Source organism: Streptomyces sp. NPDC045026, assembly GCF_056432625.1.
This window is the reverse complement of record NZ_JBWKIS010000001.1, coordinates 747,818-767,623: the sequence shown is the minus strand read 5'-3', so window position 1 is coordinate 767,623 and position 19,806 is coordinate 747,818. Positions and strand designations below refer to the sequence as shown.

At 70.1% G+C, this 19,806-nt stretch carries 17 protein-coding genes; 16 read left to right on the top strand and 1 reads right to left on the bottom strand.

The features are described from left to right. Nucleotides 1-29: 29 nt before the first annotated feature. The 7 genes from AC07EJ_RS03435 to AC07EJ_RS03405 all read left to right on the top strand — a co-directional run bounded on the left by AC07EJ_RS03435 (nt 30) and on the right by AC07EJ_RS03405 (nt 9,023). The gene (locus AC07EJ_RS03435) at nt 30-1,514 is read left to right on the top strand and encodes a PucR family transcriptional regulator (RefSeq protein ID WP_389487646.1); all 1,485 of its coding nucleotides are present in this window, start codon (nt 30-32) and stop codon (nt 1,512-1,514) included. A gap of 124 nt (nt 1,515-1,638) precedes the next feature. Next, complete coding sequence (locus AC07EJ_RS03430) at nt 1,639-2,805, top strand: substrate-binding domain-containing protein (protein WP_389487648.1); 1,167 nt, start codon at nt 1,639-1,641, stop codon at nt 2,803-2,805. Nucleotides 2,806-2,908: 103 nt separating this feature from the next. After that, entirely contained in the window at nt 2,909-4,261 is a 1,353-nt protein-coding gene (locus AC07EJ_RS03425; protein ID WP_389487650.1) for an ABC transporter substrate-binding protein, read from the top strand. A 31-nt stretch (nt 4,262-4,292) separates the two neighbouring features. Then, nucleotides 4,293-5,273: a carbohydrate ABC transporter permease gene (locus AC07EJ_RS03420; protein ID WP_389487652.1), complete on the top strand. Its 981-nt coding sequence runs from the start codon at nt 4,293-4,295 to the stop codon at nt 5,271-5,273. After that, nucleotides 5,273-6,145, top strand: a complete 873-nt coding sequence (locus AC07EJ_RS03415) for a carbohydrate ABC transporter permease (protein ID WP_389487654.1) — start codon at nt 5,273-5,275, stop codon at nt 6,143-6,145. The genes AC07EJ_RS03420 and AC07EJ_RS03415 overlap by 1 nt, the downstream gene beginning before the upstream one ends. A 23-nt stretch (nt 6,146-6,168) precedes the next feature. Beyond that, entirely contained in the window at nt 6,169-7,149 is a 981-nt protein-coding gene (locus AC07EJ_RS03410) for a hydroxyacid dehydrogenase (RefSeq protein ID WP_478883668.1), read from the top strand. Continuing rightward, on the top strand, nt 7,146-9,023 hold the full coding sequence (locus tag AC07EJ_RS03405; protein WP_389487655.1) for a DUF2264 domain-containing protein: 1,878 nt from the start codon (nt 7,146-7,148) through the stop codon (nt 9,021-9,023). Before AC07EJ_RS03410 ends, AC07EJ_RS03405 begins: the two co-directional genes overlap by 4 nt. A gap of 91 nt (nt 9,024-9,114) precedes the next feature. Here AC07EJ_RS03405 and AC07EJ_RS03400 read toward each other — a convergent pair whose 3' ends face one another. Continuing rightward, the gene (locus AC07EJ_RS03400) at nt 9,115-10,161 is read right to left on the bottom strand and encodes a LacI family DNA-binding transcriptional regulator (RefSeq protein WP_389487657.1); all 1,047 of its coding nucleotides are present in this window, start codon (nt 10,159-10,161) and stop codon (nt 9,115-9,117) included. 180 nt (nt 10,162-10,341) lie between these two features. Here AC07EJ_RS03400 and AC07EJ_RS03395 point away from each other — a divergent pair, with 180 nt between their 5' ends. From AC07EJ_RS03395 to AC07EJ_RS03355, 9 genes are all read left to right on the top strand, one after another. Then, the gene (locus tag AC07EJ_RS03395; RefSeq protein WP_389487659.1) at nt 10,342-11,490 is read left to right on the top strand and encodes a Gfo/Idh/MocA family protein; all 1,149 of its coding nucleotides are present in this window, start codon (nt 10,342-10,344) and stop codon (nt 11,488-11,490) included. Beyond that, nucleotides 11,487-12,410 carry a DUF6807 domain-containing protein gene (locus AC07EJ_RS03390; RefSeq protein WP_478883644.1) on the top strand — a complete coding sequence of 308 codons (924 nt, stop codon included), beginning with the start codon at nt 11,487-11,489 and terminating at the stop codon, nt 12,408-12,410. Before AC07EJ_RS03395 ends, AC07EJ_RS03390 begins: the two co-directional genes overlap by 4 nt. Then, complete coding sequence (locus AC07EJ_RS03385; RefSeq protein WP_389487663.1) at nt 12,407-13,132, top strand: cupin domain-containing protein; 726 nt, start codon at nt 12,407-12,409, stop codon at nt 13,130-13,132. Before AC07EJ_RS03390 ends, AC07EJ_RS03385 begins: the two co-directional genes overlap by 4 nt. A 76-nt stretch (nt 13,133-13,208) precedes the next feature. Continuing rightward, nucleotides 13,209-14,543, top strand: coding sequence for an ABC transporter substrate-binding protein (locus tag AC07EJ_RS03380; RefSeq protein WP_478883643.1), 1,335 nt, complete (start codon nt 13,209-13,211; stop codon nt 14,541-14,543). Further along, nucleotides 14,540-15,508: a carbohydrate ABC transporter permease gene (locus AC07EJ_RS03375; RefSeq protein WP_389487667.1), complete on the top strand. Its 969-nt coding sequence runs from the start codon at nt 14,540-14,542 to the stop codon at nt 15,506-15,508. Before AC07EJ_RS03380 ends, AC07EJ_RS03375 begins: the two co-directional genes overlap by 4 nt. Further along, complete coding sequence (locus tag AC07EJ_RS03370) at nt 15,505-16,341, top strand: carbohydrate ABC transporter permease (protein ID WP_389487669.1); 837 nt, start codon at nt 15,505-15,507, stop codon at nt 16,339-16,341. The genes AC07EJ_RS03375 and AC07EJ_RS03370 overlap by 4 nt, the downstream gene beginning before the upstream one ends. Nucleotides 16,342-16,347: 6 nt before the next feature. Further along, on the top strand, nt 16,348-16,872 hold the full coding sequence (locus AC07EJ_RS03365) for a hypothetical protein (protein WP_478883642.1): 525 nt from the start codon (nt 16,348-16,350) through the stop codon (nt 16,870-16,872). A 56-nt stretch (nt 16,873-16,928) separates the two neighbouring features. Beyond that, nucleotides 16,929-18,743: a glycoside hydrolase family 2 protein gene (locus AC07EJ_RS03360; protein WP_478883641.1), complete on the top strand. Its 1,815-nt coding sequence runs from the start codon at nt 16,929-16,931 to the stop codon at nt 18,741-18,743. A gap of 114 nt (nt 18,744-18,857) precedes the next feature. Then, nucleotides 18,858-19,766, top strand: coding sequence for a LysR family transcriptional regulator (locus tag AC07EJ_RS03355; protein WP_389487674.1), 909 nt, complete (start codon nt 18,858-18,860; stop codon nt 19,764-19,766). Nucleotides 19,767-19,806: the final 40 nt, after the last annotated feature.

Below are 19,806 nucleotides of genomic sequence, written 5' to 3'. Positions count from 1 at the left end.
GTGCAGGAACGAAGAGATAGCCTCACTTTGTGGCTGAGCACAAAGAACACGGCACCGAACGGATGGACCGGCAGCGGGTGACCGTCGCAGACCTGCTGTCCTACCCCGCGCTGCAGTTGCGCCTGGTCGCAGGCGCGACGGGCCTGAACCGCCCGGTGTCGTGGGCCCATGTCAGCGAGCTGGACGACCCCACGCCCTGGCTCCTGGGCGCCGAGATCATCATGACGACGGGTCTCGCGGTGCCCCGCTCCGCCGCCGGACAGCGGGCCTACGTGGAACGGCTCGACGACGCCGGGGTGGCCGCCCTGGCCGTCTCCGCCCAGCTGCACATGCCTCCGCTGCGCCAGGCGTTCCACGCCGCGGCCGAGGAACGCGGCATGCCGGTCCTGGAAGTACCGCTCGCCGTTCCCTTCATCGCGGTCGCGCAGGAAGTCGCGGCCGCCGTCCAGGACGATGCCCGCCACCGGCTCGGCGCCCAGCTCCAGGTCTTCGGCGCGCTGCGCTGGCTCACCTCGGAGAACCTGGACACGGCCGAACTCTTCAGCCGCCTGGAGAACCTCTCCGGATACGTCATCTACCTGTGCACCCGCCAGGGCCGGCCCCTGCTGCCCGGCGTGCCCGCGCCGGACCCGGCCCTCCTGCCCCGCTCGGCGGACGCCCCGCCGACGATCCCCGGCGGATTCGCGCTCCCCGTACCCTCGCCCGGCGGACCCGCGGGCTTCCTCATCGCCATCGCCCGGGACGGTGCACGCCCCGCAGGCCTCGCCGTCGTGCAGCACATCGCCACCGTGGCCGCGCTCCAACTCGCCATGGTCCGCACCGAACGCGAGACGCTGCGCCGCGAAGGCACCGAGATCCTCGCGGAGCTGCTGCAGGACGCGCTCGATCCGGCGGTCGCGAAGCGCCATCTACTGCGCCACTCCATCAAGGGCGAGGCCTCGCTGGCGGTGGTCAGAAGCGTGACGCAGCAGGCCGTACTGGAAGCCCTCCACGATGAGCCGTGCCTGCTCCTCAACCGGGGCGACGACCGCTACCTCTTCGGCTCGCCCCGCCTCGGCGACACGATCGCGGCCCTTCCGGGGGTGACGGCCGGCATGAGCCGCCCCGTGCGGCCCGGCGCTTCGCTGCGGGTCGCCCAGCGCGAAGCCCTGTGGGCCGCCTCCCACGCGGCGGCATCCGGCCGCCCCCTCGTCCGCTACGCCGACGACGCCACCGGCCGCTGGCTGCCCGACGACCCCGCCGCGCTGACCGCGCTCGTCGACCATGTGCTGGGCGACGCGCTGCGCTACGACGCCGGCCACGGCTCCCGGCTGCTCCCGTCGGTGCGTACGTGGATGGAACGCGACCGGCGCACCGACGAGGCGGCGACCGCGCTCCACATCCACCCCAACACCCTCTCGTACCGCCTGCGCCGCTTCAGCGAACTGACCGGCCGCGATCTGTCCGCCACGGCGTCCTTCGCCGAGGTGTGGCTCGCGATCCGGGCCGCCGGACAGCTGGGACTCCTCGACTGATCCACGTGCTATGACCCTTGTGCCGTCAAAGGGCTGACCTTTCGCGTCACCCGCTGGTTATGCTGCCGCCGAAGCGTTCACAGAAGCGCTCAAACGAACAGCGGGTGTCGAGGGGGCCATCAACATGCGTGAGCCGGTCGATCTCAGGCGGCAGCGGATTCTCGCCGTGGTGCAGTCGCGCGGAGCGACGCGGGTGAGCGATCTCGCCGCGGAACTCGCCGTGTCGGTGGTGACGCTGCGCCGCGATGTCGAGGAACTCGCGAGGGAGGGCAAACTGCGCCGTGGTCACGGCGTCGCACGCCCGGTGCTGCCAGAGACGGAACGGGCCGCCGCTCCCGCCGAACCGACGGCCGACGGCGGTCCTGTCGCGGTGGTCGTCCCCGAGCGTCACTCGTACCTGTACGAGGCACTGCACGGCGCGCGGACCGCCTTCGAGGAGGCGGGCATCCGCATCGCGCTGCACATCGCACCGGCCGTCGCGGGGGCCGAACAGCCCATCGTGGAACAGGCGTTGGCGGCAGGTGCACGCGGCCTTTTGATCGCCCCGCGCTGGCGCAGCAGGGCCACGGAGGAGGCCGACTACGCCTGGCTCGCGCGCCTGCCGGTGCCGACGGTCGTGATGGAGCGCAGGCCTCGGCGCGGCAGCGCGCTGCACGCCGTGGACACGGTCTGTACCGATCACTGGTACGGCATCCATCTCGCCGTCGAACACCTCACCGGCCTCGGCCACCGGCGCATCGTGCTCGCCGCGCGGGACGACAGCCCTACCGCCCGCGCCCTGCGTGCGGCGTTCGCCGAGATCGCCGCGGACCATCCGGACGTCGACAAGTGGGCGGTGGTGCTCAGCTCGCCCGGGGCGGCTCCCGACCCGGCGGCGGAGGCGACGGCGAAGCCCGTCGACCTTCCCTCTCTGCTGGCCGAGTTGGGGGCGACGGCGGCCGTGGCGCACGGTGACGTCGATGCCCTCATGTTGGTGCAGTCGCTGCGCGACGTCGGGGTGCGGGTCCCACAGGACTGTTCCGTGATCGCGTACGACGACGTGGTCGCGGGGCTCGGCAGCACCCCGCTCTCGGCCGTCTCGCCGCCGAAGGCCGAGGTGGGCCGGGCGGCGGCGGAGTTGTTGCTGCGCCGGCTCGGTGGGCAGTCACCGGCTTCCGGGGCGGGACCGGCGCGGCGCCTGGAGCTGTTGCCCACGTTGCAGGTCCGGGGTTCGACACAGGCCCCGCACGCCGCGGAATCGCAGGCATCCGGCACCACAGGAACCTCGGGGACAACCACCGTTCCGCAGTGAGCGTTTGACCGTTTCATTTTCTTCTGATCGGTCTATTGACCAGGTCCGGTCAGCCGATCAGGATTCCCGTGACTCGAACACGCAGGAACCGCGGGAGGCGCCCATGCCTGGTCGACAGAGCCGTCGATCGGTGCTCGCCGCGATCACCGCGCTGCCCCTGACGGGCGCCCTGAGCGCCTGCAGCGGGAACGTCAGCGCGTCATCCGGGAGCAACAGCACGTCCGGTACCAAGAGCACCAAAGGCACGACCACCATCACGTTCTGGTCCGCACTGCGCGGCAGCCAGGAGGTGGTGGACGAGTTCAACAAGACGCACGACCACATCCAGGTCGCCTTCGAGCAGATACCGTCCGGCACCTCCGGCGGATATCTCAAGCTCAGCAACGCGGCCCGCGCGGGCAACGCGCCCGACGTCGCCACCATCGAGTACCCGCAGGTCCCGGGCTACGCGATCGACGGTGTCGCCCGTGACATCACCGACGTGATCAGCGACAAGCTCAAGGCCAAGCTGCTGCCGCAGGCACTCGGCCTGACGACGTTCCAGGGGCGCACGTACAGCGTGCCCCTGGACGTCGAGCCGATGGTGCTGCACTACCGCAAGGACCTCTTCGACAAGTACGGCTTCGACGTCCCCACCACCTGGGACGAGTACACCGAGCTGGCCCGCGCCGTGCGCCGCACCGGCGGCAAGCGCAGGGCGACCTTCTTCTCCACGGACATGGGCCAGTTCTCGGCCTGGTGCTGGGGGGCCGGCGCGCACTGGTTCGACACCTCCAAGGGCGCCTGGAACGTGTCGCTCGCCGACGCCCCCACGCGCCGCGTGGCCAAGTACTGGCAGCGGCTCATCGACGAGGACCTCGTCTACGTCAACCCGCCCAACAGCCGCGAGGCCGACGCCCAGGTCGGCAACGGCCTCGTCCTGACCCGGCACAGCGGTGCCTGGGACGCGGGTGCCCAGATGAACGCGCGCCCCCAGCAGAAGGGGCTGTGGCGGATCGCTCCGCAGCCCCAGTGGGACCCGGCGAAGCCCGCGCTCGGCACCCAGGGCGGCTCGACGTTCGCGATCACGAAGGACAGCAAGCACCCCGAGGCCGCCATGGAGTTCATCGAGTGGCAGGTCTCCAGCCCCGAGGCGATCAGGGCCCGCCTGTCCAGCGGCGCGAGCAGCCAGTACCCGGCCGTGACCGAGTTGATCAAGGAAGGCCGTGCCGCCTTCGACCGGTCGTACTACGGCGGACAGGACATCTACACGCTGTTCGAGAAGGAGGCCCGGAAGATCAGCGACGGCTGGGTCTGGGGCCCGCGGATGACCGCCACCGGACAGGTCATGACGGACGCCTTCGCTCGGGCGGCGGCAGGATCCGGAACGATCGAGTCCTCCATGCGCGCCGCGCAGAACGGCACGATGCCCGACCTCAAGGCGCTCGGCCTCAAGACCACCCAGCACACCACGTGAACGCCCGCACCCCGAAAGGCAGGTGAGTCCCATGACCGCGACAACCCATGCCCCCGCGACGGCGTCCGCACCCCCGCGGGAGGCGGACGTCTCCCGGCGCAAGGCGCAGCGGGCGGCCAAGCGACGCCGGGGCGGCGCCGCGGGCGTCCTGATGGCCCCGTTCTTCCTCCTGCTCACCCTCGTCTTCCTGATCCCGGTCGGGACGGCGGTATGGCTGAGCTTCTTCAGCGACGACCAGCCGGGCCTCGGGTTCGGCCCGGAGCGCACGGTCTTCGTCGGACTGCGCTCGTACGCCGCCGTGCTCACGGACCCGTCGTTCCTGTCCGGCCTCGGCACGGTCGCGCTGTACTGCGTGATCTACATCCCGGTGATGACCATCGGCTCGCTGGCGCTGGCGCTCCTGCTCGACTCGGGTGTCGTACGGCTGCGCTCCTGGGCCCAGTTGGGCCTGTTCCTGCCGCACGCGGTGCCCGGCATCATCGCCGCGCTGATCTGGCTGTACCTCTACACCCCCGGCATCAGCCCGGTCATCGAGGTGCTCGGCAAGGCCGACATCACCGTCAACTTCCTCGGCCTGCACACCGCGATTCCGTCGATCGTGAACATCGCGGTGTGGAGCAACCTCGGCTACAACATGGTCGTCTTCTACGCGGCCCTCCAGGCGGTCCCCCGGGAGGTCCTGGAAGCGTCGGTGGTCGACGGGGCAGGTCCGGTGCGTACCGCGCTCCAGGTGAAGGCACCGCTGGTGCGCTCCTCGATCGTCATGGTCGCGATGTTCACGCTGATCTGGGCACTGCAGCTGTTCACCGAACCCATGCTGCTGCGCGCGGGCTCGCAGGTCGTCGACGCCCGGTTCTCCCCGAGCATGTACATCTACGACGCGGCCTTCAGCCGTAACAACTACTCGCTAGCGGCGGCCGCGTCGGTGATTCTCCTGATCATCACGATCGCCGTCTCCTACGGCGTCACCCGCTGGACCAACCGCGTCAACTCGGCCGAGGAGAACGCCTGATGACCACTGCCGAGTTGAGCAGGTCCACCCTGTTGCGCCCCCGTCTGCTGGGCCGCGCGACCGTCAACGTCGTCGTCGCGATCTCCGTCCTCTACACGATGCTGCCGGCGCTGTGGCTGGTGCTCGCCTCGTCGAAGTCCCGCGACGCCCTGTTCAGCAGCAGCATCCTGTCCTTCAGCGACTTCTCGCTCGTCCAGAACATCAAGGACCTGTTCGCGATGGACGGCGGCCTCTACAGCCGCTGGTACGGCAACAGTCTGCTGTACGCGGTCCTCGGCGCGGCGCTCGGCTCGATGATCAGCGTCGCCTGTGGCTACGCCTTCGACAAGTACCACTTCCAGCACAAGGAGAAGCTGTTCGGCCTGGTCCTGGCGGCGGTCATGGTGCCGCAGACGGTGCTCGCGCTGCCGCTGTACCTGATCGCGTCCGCGACCGGCGTCGTGAACACCTTCTGGTCGGTGTTCATCCCGGTCCTGTTCAACCCGTTCGGCGTGTACCTGGGCCGCATCTTCGCCCAGGGCTATGTGCCCAACGAGGTCCTGGAGGCGGCGCGCGTCGACGGCGCCGGTGAGCTCACGACGTACGTCCGGGTCTCGCTGCGGATGCTCGGCCCCGGCCTGATCACCGTCTTCCTCTTCCAGCTGACGGCGATCTGGAACAACTTCTTCCTACCGATGGTGATGCTGTCGAACCAGAATCTGTATCCCGTAAGCCTGGGCCTGTTCCAGTGGAACAGCCAGGCAACCGTCTCTCCCGAGTACTACCCGGTGGTGATCATGGGTTCGCTCCTCGCGGTGCTCCCTCTCGTCCTCGCGTTCATCCTCCTCCAGCGGTTCTGGCGGTCCGGCCTGACGGCTGGGGCGGTCAAGTGACCAAGCCCCGCGTGGCGTTGGCCATGTCCCCCCAGGCCGCGGCAGCCGTCTTCACGCCGCGGTCCGTGGCCGCGCTCGCGCAGGTGTGCGACCTGGCGCCGCTGCCCGTCCTGGACGACCTGACGGCCGGACGGGCCAAGGAGGTCCTCGCCGGCGTCGATGTGCTCGTCACCGGCTGGGGTTGTCCGGCGCTCGACGCGGACGTCCTCGCGGCGGCGCCGCACCTCAAGGCCGTCGTACACGCGGCCGGTTCGGTGCGCGGGCACGTCACCGACGCCTGTTGGGAACGGGGCGTCGAGGTGTCCTCGGCGGCCGCGGCCAACGCGCTGCCGGTCGCGGAGTACACCCTCGCGATGATCCTGCTGCACGGAAAGAACGTCCTGGAACGGGCCCGCGCATTCCGGCGGACCCGTGAGCGCGGCAACTGGCTGCTGACCACGGACGAGGTGGGCAACTACCGCCGTACGGTGGGCCTGCTGTCCGCATCTCTGATCGGCCGCCGGGTGATCGAGCTGCTGCGGCCCTTCGACTTCGAGGTGCTGCTGCACGACCCGTATGTCACCGAGGCGGAGGCGGCCGAACTGGGCGTGGAGTGGGTGGAACTGTCCGAACTCTTCGCATGCAGCGACCTGTTGAGCGTGCATACGCCTCTGCTGCCGGCCACGCGCGGGCTCGTCAGCCGGGAGCTTCTCGCTTCGATGCGGCCGGGGGCCACCCTCGTCAACACCTCGCGCGGCGCCGTCGTCGACCAGGACGCGCTCACCGACGTGGTGCGCGCAGGCCGCATCCGGGCGGTGCTCGATGTCACGGACCCGGAAGTCCTGCCCGCCGCCCACCCGTTGTGGGAGTGCCCGAACGTGCTGATCACCCCCCACCTCGCGGGTTCCCAGGGCAACGAGTGGGAACGCCTCGCCGACACGGCCGTCGGCGAGGTGGCCCGGTGGGCCGCGGGCGACAGTTTCGCCCATCCGGTACGACGCGAAAGGCTGGCGTTCCTCGCATGACCATCCCGTTCGAAATGCCCGAAGAAGACCGTGAGTTGAGCCCGTTCACCGGCTACGCGCGAGGGCACTGGGAGGCCGTCGCCGACGGGCTGCTCGGCGCCGCGTGGCGTTGGGCGACGCCCGAGGGCGCCCTGCTCGACCTGCCGGGCCGCCCCTCCGCGTCCGGGGTCCGCTCGGACGGCCTCGAAGGCTTCGCCCGTACATTCCTGGCGGCCGGTTTCCGGGTCGCGGGAGCCGGCGGAAAGGACCCGCACGGCTGGCTGGACCGATACGCGCAGGGCCTGACGGCGGGCACGCGGACGCCAGGCCGGGACGACGCCGAGTCGTGGCCGCTGATCCTCGACCACCATGTGCAGGGCCAGCCGATGGTCGAGTCCGCGTCCGTGGCGCTCGGCCTCTCCCTGACCCGGCCATGGCTGTGGGACCACCTCGACGGCGACGCGCAGGACCGGGCGGAGAAGTGGCTGCGCGGCGCGATCGATCACACGCCCGCACCCAACAACTGGTACCTGTTCCCGTTCACGGTGGCGTCGTTCCTGGAGTCGGTCGGCCGTGGCGACGAGGCCACGACGCGCGCTATGGAGCGGGCACTTGAGCTCATGGAGACGTGGTACCGGGGCGACGGCTGGTACGCAGACGGCGACGGGCAGGCCTTCGATCACTACAACGGGTGGGCGCTGCACCTGTACCCGATGCTGCATGCGCACCGGTCCGGCGACACCGCGCTGGCTGCCCGGTTCGGGCCGCGGCTGCGCGAGCATCTGGAAGGGTTCTCGCTGCTCTTCGGCGCCGACGGGGCGCCGATCCACTTCGGGCGTTCGCTGACCTACCGGTTCGCGGCGTCGGCGGCCGTCGGCATCGGCGCCGTCACCGGCCACACCCCACTGACGCCGGGCACCTCGCGCCGTCTCATCAGCGGGAACCTGCGCCACTTCCTCGACCGGGGCGGGGTGACGGACGACGGGCTGCTGAGCCTGGGCTGGCACGGCCCCCACGAGGCGACGCTGCAGACCTATTCGGGGCCGGCGTCCCCGTACTGGGCGTCGAAGGGGTTCGTGGCGCTGCTCGCGCCGGAGGACGACCCGCTGTGGACGACGACCGAGGAGCCCGCGCCGAGCGAGGGCGCGGACCGGGTGCTCGCGCTGCCCGCACCGGGACTGCTCGTCCAGTCGACGCAGGCCGACGGGATCGTACGGCTCCACAATCACGGCAGCGACCATGTCCGCCCGCATGAAGGGGAGTCGGCCGCTCAGGAGGACCCGCTCTACGGCCGCCAGGCCTACTCGACGCACACCGGGCCGACGTCCCGGTCGAACGTCGCGGACAACCATCTGTCCGTTGTGGTCAACGGTGTCGCGAGCGGGCGGCGCAGGATCCGTCCGCTGGGTGCGGGGCAGGGCGACGGGTGGGGTTGGGCCGCGTCCTGGCACCTGCCGGTGTTCGCTTCGGGCCCGCCGACGGTGCCGGGGCTGCGCGTGGAGAGCGTGACCGTGGCCCGGGGCCGGTACGAGCTGCGGGTCCACCGGGTCGTGGGGGCGCCGCGGGGGGCGGGGGTCACGCTCACCGGATGGGCCTCGGACGCGTTGAGGTCCGAGCTGCACGGCCTGCACGGATGGGGTGAACGGGACGAGGTGCGGGCGCCGCAGGGGACGGCGTACGAGCCGTGGGTGCAGGTGCCGCGGCTCTCGGGCGAGGCCGAGGGAACGGCGGTGTTCGTGGCACTGGCGTCGTTGAGCGCCGACCGGTCGAGCACGCCGCTCGTCGAGGCCGTGTCCGAAGTGGCGTTCATCGACGGGGAGTTGCGCGTGCGATGGGCCGACGACGAGCTGCAGACCGTCGTGGCCTTCGAGCCGTTGCGCGTCAGCCATGGGTGATGCTCACGGCTGTTCCTGAAGCCCGGCTCTGTTCGGGGGCGCCACGTCCTCCCCTGCGGTCCGCTCGTGCGGGCCGCAGGCGAGGACGCCTTCAGGCGGTGGGCAGCTGCTGCCGCTCACCGCTGGTGGACTCCCGCACCTCCAGCCAGTACGGGGCCATGTGGACCTCGAACGGTGGGGCCTCGTCCGCGCGGATGCGGGTGGCCAGACACTTCACTGCCAGGGTGGCGATCGCGGCCTTGTCGGGAATCACCGAGGTGAGGGAGGGCGTGCTGTACAGCGCTTCCTCGGAACCGTCGATGCTCGCGATGGCGATGTCCCCGGGGACGTGCAGGCCGGCTTCGAACACGGCCCGTTGGGCTCCGACGGCCAGCAGGTCACTGAAGCAGAAGACCGCGTCGGGGCGCACATCCGTCGGCAGGGCGATCAGGGTGCGCATCGCCGTCAGCCCGTTGCGACGGTCGAACTCCGTCACCTGCGGCGAAAGCCTCGGGTCGTACGTCAACCCGGTTTCGTGCAGGGCCAGTTGGAACCCTTCGAGACGCTGACGGCTGGTCGCGGACGCCGGTCGGTCGACACCGATGGCGGCGATCCGGGTGCGTCCGAGACCGGCCAGGTGCGCGGTGGCCTCGCGAGCCGCGGCGACGTTGTCCACCAGGACGTGGTCGGCGACGACACGATCAGTCGCGTAGCTGCGCTCGCCGAGCAGCACGAGAGGGAACTCGTCGGCCACAGGCGCGAGTTCGCCGGGCGAGACGTGCAGTGGAGACAGGATCACGCCGTCCAACAGCGACGCGCCGACCCCGGTCGCCAGGCGCAGCTCCTCTCTGGCGTCCCCCAGCGTCTCCTCGATCAGGACGGTGAAGCCCAGCGCGGCGGCCTCTGTTCTCACATGGTGTGCGAGCTCCGCGAAGTAGGGCGTCGCGAGGTCCGGGACGGCCAGCGCGATCAGACCGCTGCGCCCGGTTCTGAGTCTTCGCGCCGACGGATTGGGCCGGTAGCCGAGTTCCGCCACGGCGCCCATCACCCGCGTCCTGGTGGCCTCGGACACCTTGGGGGCACCTCGTACAACGTTGGACACGGTCTTGATCGACACCCCGGCGCGCTCCGCCACGTCTTTGAGTGTCACTGCTGCCATTGATCAGCCCCCCGTACTCGAAGTTCCCCCAGATTATGCACCTGTGAGCACGGATCACCGGCGTTTCGGCCGCCTGCAACTCTTTCCGACGAGGGGGTTGACCCTGCGGACGCACGACGGTTACAACGTTGGAACTACCTCACAGCAAGCGCTTGCCGTCCGTCTTTCGAGAGGTTCCCCATGTCTCCAGAACGTCCCCACCATCCGCTGCGCGCGGCCGTCGTCGGAGCCGGTGGTATCGCGCGGTCCAGCCATCTGCCGGCCTTGCGGACGCTGGCCGCGGAAGGGGAGACGGAGGTCGTGGCCGTGGTCGACGTGGACGACACCGCGGTGCGCGCGTTCGCCGACGCGTTCCGGATCCCGTATGCGTCCACGGATCTCGACGCGATGCTCGCCGAAGTGCGCCCGGATCTCGTGGTGTTGTGCACCCCGCCGGCCGTGCACCGCGAACAGTCCGTCGCGGCCCTGCGAGCCGGTGCCTGGGTCTGGTGCGAAAAGCCGCCGTGCCCCTCGCTGGCCGACTACGACGCCGTCGAGGCGGCGGAGAAGGGGGGTGACGGGGACCCGTACGCGTCGATCGTCTTCCAGCACCGCTTCGGTTCCGGCGCCCGGCACGTGCGCCGCCTGCTGCGCGAGGGCGCGTTCGGCCGGCCGCTGGTGGCGCACTGCCAGACCACCTGGTACCGGGACACCGCCTACTACGCCGTGCCGTGGCGAGGCCGTTGGGCGACCGAGGGCGGCGGCCCGGCCATGGGGCACGGCATCCATCAGACGGACCTGCTGCTGGATCTGATGGGTCCGTGGGCGGAGGTGCGCGGCATGGCGGCCCGCCTCGTGCACGACGTGGAGACCGAGGACGTGTCCACCGCCCAGATCCGGTTCGCCGACGGCGCCGTCGGCACGGTCGTCAACAGCGTGCTCAGCCCCGACGAGGTCAGTCGCATACGCATCGACTGCGAGCTCGCGACGATCGAGCTGACGCACCTGTACGGCTACCGCAATGCCGACTGGCGCGTCACACCGGCTCCTGGTGTCCCCGAGGAGACCGTGGCCGCCTGGCACGACTTCGGCGCGGACGAGCCCAGTTCGCACCTCGCCCAACTGCGCTCGCTCGTCGCCGACATCAAGGCAGGTCGACGCCACTCCACGAGCGGCGCCGGCGGCCGACGGACGCTGGAGTTCATCACCGCTCTGTACAAGTCCGCGTTCACCGAGGCGCCCGTCCGCGCCGGCGACATCGGCCCCGGCGACCCGTACTACACCGCCCTGCACGGCGACGCCCCAGGCTGGGCACCTGCCGACCCCCACCAGGAAGAGGACCCCGCATGACACTCGCGCTGACCCACGCCCACGGAGACCGCATCACCGTCGCCCACGCGGCCACCGGCACCGAGCTGTTCGCCTACGTCTACCGGCCCGAAGCCGCGTGGGAGGCCCCCAAGCCGTACCTGCACCCCATTCGCACCCTGTCCGGCGCGGTCGTCACCGACTACCGCCCCAACGACCACCGGTGGCACAAGGGACTCCAGCTGACGGCCTCGCACCTGTCGGGCCAGAACCTGTGGGGTGGCAACACCTACGTGCACGGCGACGGATACCTCGCCCTGCCGGAGAAGGTCGGCTCGATGGCGCACGTCGACTTCGAGGAGGTCTCCGCCGCGGACGGCCGCGCGGTGATCGCCGAGCGCCTGACCTGGCACCCGCACGACAAGGAGCTGTGGGCCGACGAGGAACGCCGCATCGAGGTACGCGACGTGGACGCGGACACCGGCAGCTGGTCACTGACGTGGACCTCGGCCGTCACGAACCGCCGCGACGAGCCACTGCGCTTCGGCAGTCCCACCACCCACGGCCGACCCGCGGCCGGGTACACCGGACTGTTCTGGCGCGGACCCCGGGCTTTCCGCGACGGACGGGTCTTCACCGCCGAGGCGGACGGCGGCGACCTGATGGGCAGTCAAGCATCCTGGCTGGCATACGTCGGTGAGCACGACGGCCGCGACGGTCACGCCACACTCGTCTTCGAGCACGCCGCCGCCAACGACCACGCGGGCGACAAGGGAACGCACCCCGCTCACTGGTTCGTACGCAGCGACCCGTTCGCCGCGGTCGCGCCGTCCTGGGCCTTCCACGAGGAACTCGTCCTCGCCCCCGGCGACACACTCACCCGGAGCTACCGCGTGACGATCGCCGACGGCGCCTGGGACCGCGAGCAGGTCGCCGCACACCTGCGGGGACACGCGTGGTGAGCGCCACGTACGACGGCTTCCCCGCGGCCGTTGGAGTCTCCCGGCTGACCGTCTACGACTGGCCCACCGTCGACGGCCGGCCCGGCGGCGGCACCCCACATCTGCACCTCACATGCAGCGAGGGATACGTGGTGACGGCCGGCCGGGGCACGGTGCAGACCCTGACCACGTCCGGCTACCAGGAGACGCCCCTGGAGCCAGGCACCGTGGCCTGGTTCACGCCCGGCACGATCCATCGCCTCACCAATGACGGCGGCCTGCAGATCACCGTCGTGATGCAGAACAGCGGCCTGCCCGAGGCGGGCGACGCGGTGCTCACCCTCCCCCAGGACCTCCTCAGCGACGCCGAGACGTACGCGACCGCGATCCGGATCCCCACCGACGTCCCCGAGGCCGAGCAGGTGGAGGTCGCCCGCGCCCGCCGCGATCTGGCGACCCGCCGGTTCCTGGAACTGCGCGAAGCCACCGAGGGCGGCGATCCGGAACCGCTGAAGGCGTTCCAGCGGGCCGCCGCCGAGTTGGTCCGCCCGCGCCTCGACGCCTGGGAGCAGCGCTGGCACGAGGGCGCCCACGCCGCCGCGGCGGCGACCGGATCCCAACTCGCCTCGCTGCGCGCGGAGGACGCCGCACACCTGGACCGGGCCAGGGTGACAGCGACCGGGCCCACCGCCCGGGGACGCTTCGGCATGTGCGGCCGCCTGGACGTCTACCCCGGCATCTGACCATCGGCCCGCGGGACCGCTCACCCACCCGGGCCCCCTGCCCCTCAACCCTCGTACCTTTCCCTGGAAGGCCCCCATGCCCGACCCCCGAAGCGGCCGGCGCCCACTCCCCCGCCGGGCCGTCCTGGCCGCGGCCGCCGCCGGCCTCAGTACTGCGCTGGCCTCCACGCTCTCCGCCTGCTCCACCGCGAGTGGCAGTACATCCGGCGGCGTCACCCTCATGTTCTCCTGGTGGGGCAACGACGATCGTGCCGCGCGCACCGAACAGGCGGTGCGGCTCTTCGAGAAGGAACACCCCGGCGTCACCGTCCGCACATCGAACGGGGACTTCGGCGCGTACCTGCAGAAGCTGGCCACGCAGGCCGCCGGCGGTGGCATGCCCGACGTGGTCCAGCTCGACTACCGGCAGGTGACCCAGTACGCGGGCGGGGACGCGCTGATGTCACTGGACGACGTGGTCAAGGACGGCACGATCCGCACGTCCGAGATGAGCAAGGACTTCCTGCGCACCGGCACGTACAAGGGCGGGCAGTACGCCCTTCCCATGGGCCGCGGCATCACCGGCTACGCCTATGACTCCGCCGTCTACCGGAAGGCCAACATCCCTACCCCAAAGCCCAGTTGGACCTGGCAGGACTGGGAAAGGGCCAACAAGAAGATCGCCGCCCTGGGACTGAAGTCGCCCGACGGCCGTCCCTTCGCGGGCGCCAACGACGGCGGGACCAACGAGGACGTGTTCGAGACCTGGCTGCGCAGCCGTGGAGGAAGGCTCTACGCGAGCCAGACCGAACTCGGGTTCACCGAGGACGACCTCACCGCGTTCTGGACGTTCTGCGACCGGCTGCGCAAGGACGGCACCATCGCTCAGGCCAGGGACACCGCACAGGCCAACAGCACCGAGACGAGCCCGATGGGCCGTCACCTGGCCGCCGCCGACTTCACCTGGGACGCGCCGTTTCCCAGCTACCCGGTCCTGCTCGGCGATTCCGTCCACTTCGCACCGGTCCCCACGACCGACGGCCACCAGGGCGCGTACTTCAAGCCGAGCATGCTCATCGGCATCAGCGCGGACAGCGAACATCCCAAGGAGGCAGCTCAGTTGGTCGACTTCCTCCTCAATGACCAACGGGTCGGCGACATCCTCGCATTCTCCCGGTCCACTCCGCCCAACCGCAGGATCGCCGCCCGCGTCGCCAAGACGCTCAAGGGCGCCGAGCGGGAGATCTACGAGTACGCGCAGACGATGGAGAAGTACGGCCTGGACGCCCCACCGACCGCCCCGCCACGGGGCGATGTCGCGATCCAGACCGCGTTCACCCGCGAATACCAGCGCGTGATGTACGGCCTGGCCACACCACGCCAGGCGGCACGCGAACTCATCGACGAGGCCAACCGGGAGCTGAGGTCATGAGCACTGTGTCGACCAGGGCGCCCTCGCGCCCCGCCCCGGACACGGACCGTCGGCCGCCGGCCCGGCGTCGGCGCCAGGTACGTGAACGGCAGTGGCCCGCCTACGTGTTCCTCTCCCCATGGATGATCGGCGCGGTCGTCCTGACCCTCGTGCCGATGGCCGTCTCCCTGTACCTGTCCTTCACGGACTACAACCTGTTCGACCCGCCGCACTGGGTGGGCCTGCGCAACTACACCGAGATGCTCACCGAGGACCCCCGCTACTGGCGGTCGGTCGGCACCACGATGCTGTACGTCGTCGTGGCCGTCCCGCTGAAACTGGCCCTCGCCCTCGGTGTGGCGATGCTGCTGAAGAACCTCAATCGCGGCCGGGCCTTCTACCGTTCCGCCTTCTACGCGCCGTCCCTGCTCGGGGCGAGCATGTCCATCGCCTTGGTGTGGAAGGCGCTTTTCAACGACGGCGGCACGGTCTCCGGACTTCTCGACTCGGTCGGCATCCATGTGGGCGGCTGGGTGGGCAATCCCCACCTCGCGGTGTACGTGGTCGTCCTGCTGACGGTGTGGCAGTTCGGGGCACCCATGGTGATCTTCCTGGCCGGCCTGCAGCAGATCTCGCCCGATCTCTACGAGGCTGCGTCGCTCGACGGCGCCGGCCGCCGACGGCAGTTCCTCTCCATCACCGTGCCGATGCTGTCCCCGGTCATCTTCTTCAACCTGGTGCTGGAGATCATCAACTCCTTCCAGGTCTTCACACCGGCCTTCGTCATCAGCGGCGGCAAGGGCGCCCCCGCCGACTCCACCATGTTCTACACGCTCTATCTGTACGAACGCGGCTTCACCGCATCGCACATGGGCTACGCGGCGGCGATGGCCTGGATGCTGCTGCTCGCCATCGCCGCGATCACCCTGATCCTGTTCCGGACGTCCCGGTCCTGGGTCTTCTACGCGGACGAGGAGGGACGATGAACATCGCCATGAAGCGGTGGCTGCCGCAGACGGCCGCGGCCGTCTGCCTGCTCGTACTGCTGTATCCGCTGGCCTGGCTTCTCGCCACGTCGCTCAAGCCGGCCGACGAGGTGGTGACCAGGCTCGACCTGTGGCCCAGCCACCTGGAGTGGTCGAACTACACGACCGCGCTGGACGGCGTCTCGGGCATCACCGTCACACGACTGCTCGGCAACACCCTGCTGATCGCGGTCGGCGCCGTCGTCGGCAACGTCCTGTCCTGCTCGCTGGCCGCCTACGCCTTCGCCCGGCTGCGCTTTCGTATGAGCAAGGTGATGTTCGCCTTCATGGTGGCGACGCTGATGCTGCCGCACCACGTCGTCCTGATCCCGCAGTACATCATCTTCAACCGGCTCGGCATGGTGGACACCTACTGGCCACTCATCCTGCCCAAGTTCCTCGCCACCGAGGCCTTCTTCGTCTTCCTCATCGTCCAGTTCATGCGCGGCCTGCCGCGTGAGTTGGAGGAGTCCGCCCGCATCGACGGCTGCGGCGCCTTCCGCACGTACTGGTCGATCACTCTCCCACTGACCCGTCCCGCGCTGATCACCACCGCCATCTTCACGTTCATCTGGACGTGGAACGACTTCTTCACGCAGATGATCTACCTGTTCGCGCCGGAGAAGTTCACCATCACGCTCGCCCTGCGCAGCTTCGTCGACCAGTCCAGCACCTCCGCGTACGGGCCCATGTTCGCCATGTCGGTGATCTCGGTCCTGCCGATCGTGCTGTTCTTCTTCGTCTTCCAGCGCTATCTCGTGCAGGGCATGGCCACCTCCGGGCTGAAGGGCTGAGCCGCCATGACCCACGTGCCCACCGCGTCCCGCCGGGACAGCCGCGATCACCGGGAGCCCGGCGAGGTCTTCGGGCCGGGCTTCTCCCTCTTCGCCGACGTGCTCCTGGTCGGCCTGCTCACCACCGCGGCCTGTCTTCCGATCGTCACGGCACCGGCCGCGTTCGCCGCTGCGTCGGCCGCCCTCCGGCAGACCGCGGACCACGGCGTCCAGGTCAGGGCCGGTACGTACGTCGGCCACCTGAGGGCACTCATGACAGCGCGGGTGCTGGCCGCCGGGTGCGTTCCGCCGCTGCTCGCGCTCGTCGTCCTGATCGACGCCGCGCTGCTGCGCAGTTCGCTGCCCGGCGCGGCCGTCATGTCGCCGGCGCTGGCGCTGCTCACCCTGGGGGCCACGGTCCTGCTCGCCGGCGCCGTGCTCCTGAGCGTGGTCCTCGCCTGGTCGATTCCCCTGCTGACCCCGCTGCTGCCCGGGCCGTTGGCGTTCGCCGCCACAGTCGTGGAGCTCCGGTCCGGCTCGGACCGGAGCTGATCTCGGCAGCACCTGTCCTCCCCTGTACTCCCGTACGACACCACCGGAGTTCCTGCATGCCGTACCCCCATCTGGACGCTGCCGGTCACCCGAGGCCGCAGCTCGTCCGCGACCCCAACTGGCGGGACCTGAGCGGTCCGTGGCAGTTTTCCTACGACGACGCGGACCACGGCCGCTCCGGCCGCTGGATGGACCCGGACACCACCGAACCCTTCGCCGCCACCATCGCTGTGCCCTTCCCACCCGAGTCCGAGGCATCGGGCATCGGCGACACCTCCTTCCACCCGGTGCTCTGGTACCGGCGCACGATCGAGGTCACCCGGCCGGCAGAGGGCCGGCGTCTGCTGCTGCATTTCGGCGCGGTCGATCACCGGGCCGAGGTCTGGGTGAACGGACACCTGGTAGGGCGTCACGAAGGCGGCCACACAGGCTTCTCCTGCGACCTCACCGACGCAGTCCACCGGGACGGGGAGCAGACCGTCGTCGTCCGGGCCGAGGACCAGCCCCTCGACACCATGCAGCCTCGCGGCAAGCAGGACTGGCGACGGGATCCTCACGTCATCTGGTACCACCGCACCTCGGGGATCTGGCAGCCGGTGTGGCTGGAGGACGTGCCGAACGAACACATCACCGTCCTGCACTGGACCCCCGACGTGGCCCACGCCCGGGTCCGCTGCCGGCTCCGGCTCAACCGGTGGCCGCAACGTCCGCTGACCGTCACGGTCCGCCTCACACAGGGCGATCGCGTGCTGGCCGATCAGCGCACGCTGACCGACGGCCAGGAGACGGAGTTCGACGTCGCGGTGCCGGCCCTTCGACACGCTCAGGACCTGGACGACCTGCTCTGGAGCCCCGAGCAGCCGCATCTCGTCGATGCGAACGTGACGCTGAGCGACGCGGCCGACGAGACCTCCGTCGACCGCGTCACGTCCTACCTCGGTCTGCGCGACATCGGCTGGGACGACGGCGTCTTCCTGCTCAACCACAAGCCGTACTTCCTGCGGTTCGCGCTCCAGCAGGCCTACTGGCCCGCATCCCATCTGGCGGCGCCTTCCCACGCGTTGCGCCGCGACGCCGAACTGGCCAAGTCCATCGGCCTCAACGGGCTGCGCATCCACCAGAAGATCGAGGACCCCCGCTTCCTCTACTGGGCCGACCGGCTGGGGCTGATGCTCTGGGAGGAGATGCCGTCGGCGTACACGTTCGGCACGCAGACCGTCGAGCGGGTGGTCGGTGAATGGACGGAGGCGATCTCGCGCGACCTCAGCCACCCGTCGATCGTCGCGTGGGTTCCGGTCAACGAGTCCTGGTCCGTGCCGAACCCGGCGCTCGTCCCCGCACAGCGGCACTTCATGGACAGCCTCTACCACCTGACCAAGGCCCTCGACCCGTCACGCCCGGCCGTCTCCAACGACGGCTGGGAGATCTCAGCCGCCGACATCTGGGGTGTGCACGACTACACCCAGGACGCTCAGGTGCTGCGGGAACGGTACGGGCACCACTCGGTGCGGCAGGGCGAGTTCGCCGAGCAGTGGCCCGGCGCCAAGCGCCTCGTCCTGGACGGCGTACGCCACCAGGGGCAGCCCGTCGTACTGAGCGAGTTCGGCGGGGCCACCTTCGAACCGGCCGAGGGTGCGGAGTGGTTCGGCTACGACACCGTGAGCACGAAGGAGGACTTCGTCGAGCGCCTGGCCGGATTGGTGGAGGCCGCGGTGGACTCGGGCCTCGCCGGCTTCTGCTTCACCCAGTTCACCGACACCGAGCAGGAGATCAACGGCCTGCTCACGGCGGACCGTCAACTGAAGCTCCCCGAGGCGGAGTTGCGGGCCATCCTGACCCGGACCCGAGGCCGGTCAGGCACCGGCACATAGGCCCGCAGCCGCTGCGGACCTTGACAGTCATCCTTCCGCGATTCCATATTTGTCCCGCAAGGCGAAATGAGTTGCGCAATCAGCAACTGCCGGACCTAGGCACCCAAGGGACATATGGAACGGCGCCAGTTGGAATACTTCATGGCCGTGGTCGAACACGGCGGTTTCACCACCGCCGCGCGCGCCATGCATGTGGCCCAGCCGTCGCTCTCCCACGCAATCCGGGCCCTTGAACGGGAACTGGGCGGGAGCCTGTTTCACCGACTGCCGCAGGGTTCCGCCCTCACCTCGGCCGGTGAGGCGCTGGTCGGTCCCGCGCGCCAGGTCCTGCGCGACCTGTCCACCGCGAGGTCGCTGGTCCGCGAGGTCCTCGGGCTCAGCGGCGGCCGGCTCGACATCGTCTCGCAGACGACCCTGGCCGTCGACCCGTTGGCCCTCATGCTGGGGCGCTTCCATCGGGCGCACCCGAAGGTGGGTGTGCACGTGGTGGACCCGGAACACAGCCGCGACGTCGTGCGCATGGTCGAAAGCGGCGAGTGCGAACTGGGGCTGGTGGACGAGGCGGTGGCCCTGTCGGACCTGTCCTCGCATGAACTGCCGGAGCAGGAGATGTACGTCATCCTGCCCCCTGACCACCCGCATCCGCAGACGGACACAGACACGGACACAGACACAGACACCGTGACGCTGAGCGAGCTGGCCGGGATGGATCTCGTCGTCACGCCCCGCGGCACCGCCACCCGCGACATCCTGGAGGACGTGTGCGCGGGCGCCGGCACCATGCCACGGATCGTGGTGGAGACGGCGCACCGCGCGATGATCGCGCCGCTGGTGCTGGCGGGCGTCGGGGCTTCGCTGCTGCCCGCGTCGATGGCCTCGGACGCCGCGCTGCGCGGAGCCCGAATGCTGTCCACCCGGCCGCGGTTGCTACGCCGTGGTCACGTGGTGTGGCGGTCGGGCCCGCTGTCCCCGGCCGCCCAGGCCTTCGTCGACATCGCCGTCGGGCAGCAGTCGCGCCCCTGAACCTATGCCCTGTCAGCACCTGGGCGGGATCGAAACCGCT

What these genes read in the sequence shown, in the direction of transcription:
- AC07EJ_RS03425 (WP_389487650.1), top strand. Translation starts at nt 2,909, where the DNA reads ATGCCTGGTCGACAGAGCCGTCGATCGGTGCTCGCCGCGATCACCGCG.
- AC07EJ_RS03375 (WP_389487667.1), top strand. Translation starts at nt 14,540, where the DNA reads ATGAGCACTGTGTCGACCAGGGCGCCCTCGCGCCCCGCCCCGGACACG.
- AC07EJ_RS03370 (WP_389487669.1), top strand. Translation starts at nt 15,505, where the DNA reads ATGAACATCGCCATGAAGCGGTGGCTGCCGCAGACGGCCGCGGCCGTC.
- AC07EJ_RS03420 (WP_389487652.1), top strand. Translation starts at nt 4,293, where the DNA reads ATGACCGCGACAACCCATGCCCCCGCGACGGCGTCCGCACCCCCGCGG.
- AC07EJ_RS03430 (WP_389487648.1), top strand. Translation starts at nt 1,639, where the DNA reads ATGCGTGAGCCGGTCGATCTCAGGCGGCAGCGGATTCTCGCCGTGGTG.
- AC07EJ_RS03415 (WP_389487654.1), top strand. Translation starts at nt 5,273, where the DNA reads ATGACCACTGCCGAGTTGAGCAGGTCCACCCTGTTGCGCCCCCGTCTG.
- AC07EJ_RS03355 (WP_389487674.1), top strand. Translation starts at nt 18,858, where the DNA reads ATGGAACGGCGCCAGTTGGAATACTTCATGGCCGTGGTCGAACACGGC.
- AC07EJ_RS03405 (WP_389487655.1), top strand. Translation starts at nt 7,146, where the DNA reads ATGACCATCCCGTTCGAAATGCCCGAAGAAGACCGTGAGTTGAGCCCG.
- AC07EJ_RS03400 (WP_389487657.1), bottom strand. Translation starts at nt 10,161, where the DNA reads ATGGCAGCAGTGACACTCAAAGACGTGGCGGAGCGCGCCGGGGTGTCG.
- AC07EJ_RS03380 (WP_478883643.1), top strand. Translation starts at nt 13,209, where the DNA reads ATGCCCGACCCCCGAAGCGGCCGGCGCCCACTCCCCCGCCGGGCCGTC.
- AC07EJ_RS03365 (WP_478883642.1), top strand. Translation starts at nt 16,348, where the DNA reads ATGACCCACGTGCCCACCGCGTCCCGCCGGGACAGCCGCGATCACCGG.
- AC07EJ_RS03360 (WP_478883641.1), top strand. Translation starts at nt 16,929, where the DNA reads ATGCCGTACCCCCATCTGGACGCTGCCGGTCACCCGAGGCCGCAGCTC.
- AC07EJ_RS03410 (WP_478883668.1), top strand. Translation starts at nt 6,169, where the DNA reads ATGTCCCCCCAGGCCGCGGCAGCCGTCTTCACGCCGCGGTCCGTGGCC.
- AC07EJ_RS03390 (WP_478883644.1), top strand. Translation starts at nt 11,487, where the DNA reads ATGACACTCGCGCTGACCCACGCCCACGGAGACCGCATCACCGTCGCC.
- AC07EJ_RS03395 (WP_389487659.1), top strand. Translation starts at nt 10,342, where the DNA reads ATGTCTCCAGAACGTCCCCACCATCCGCTGCGCGCGGCCGTCGTCGGA.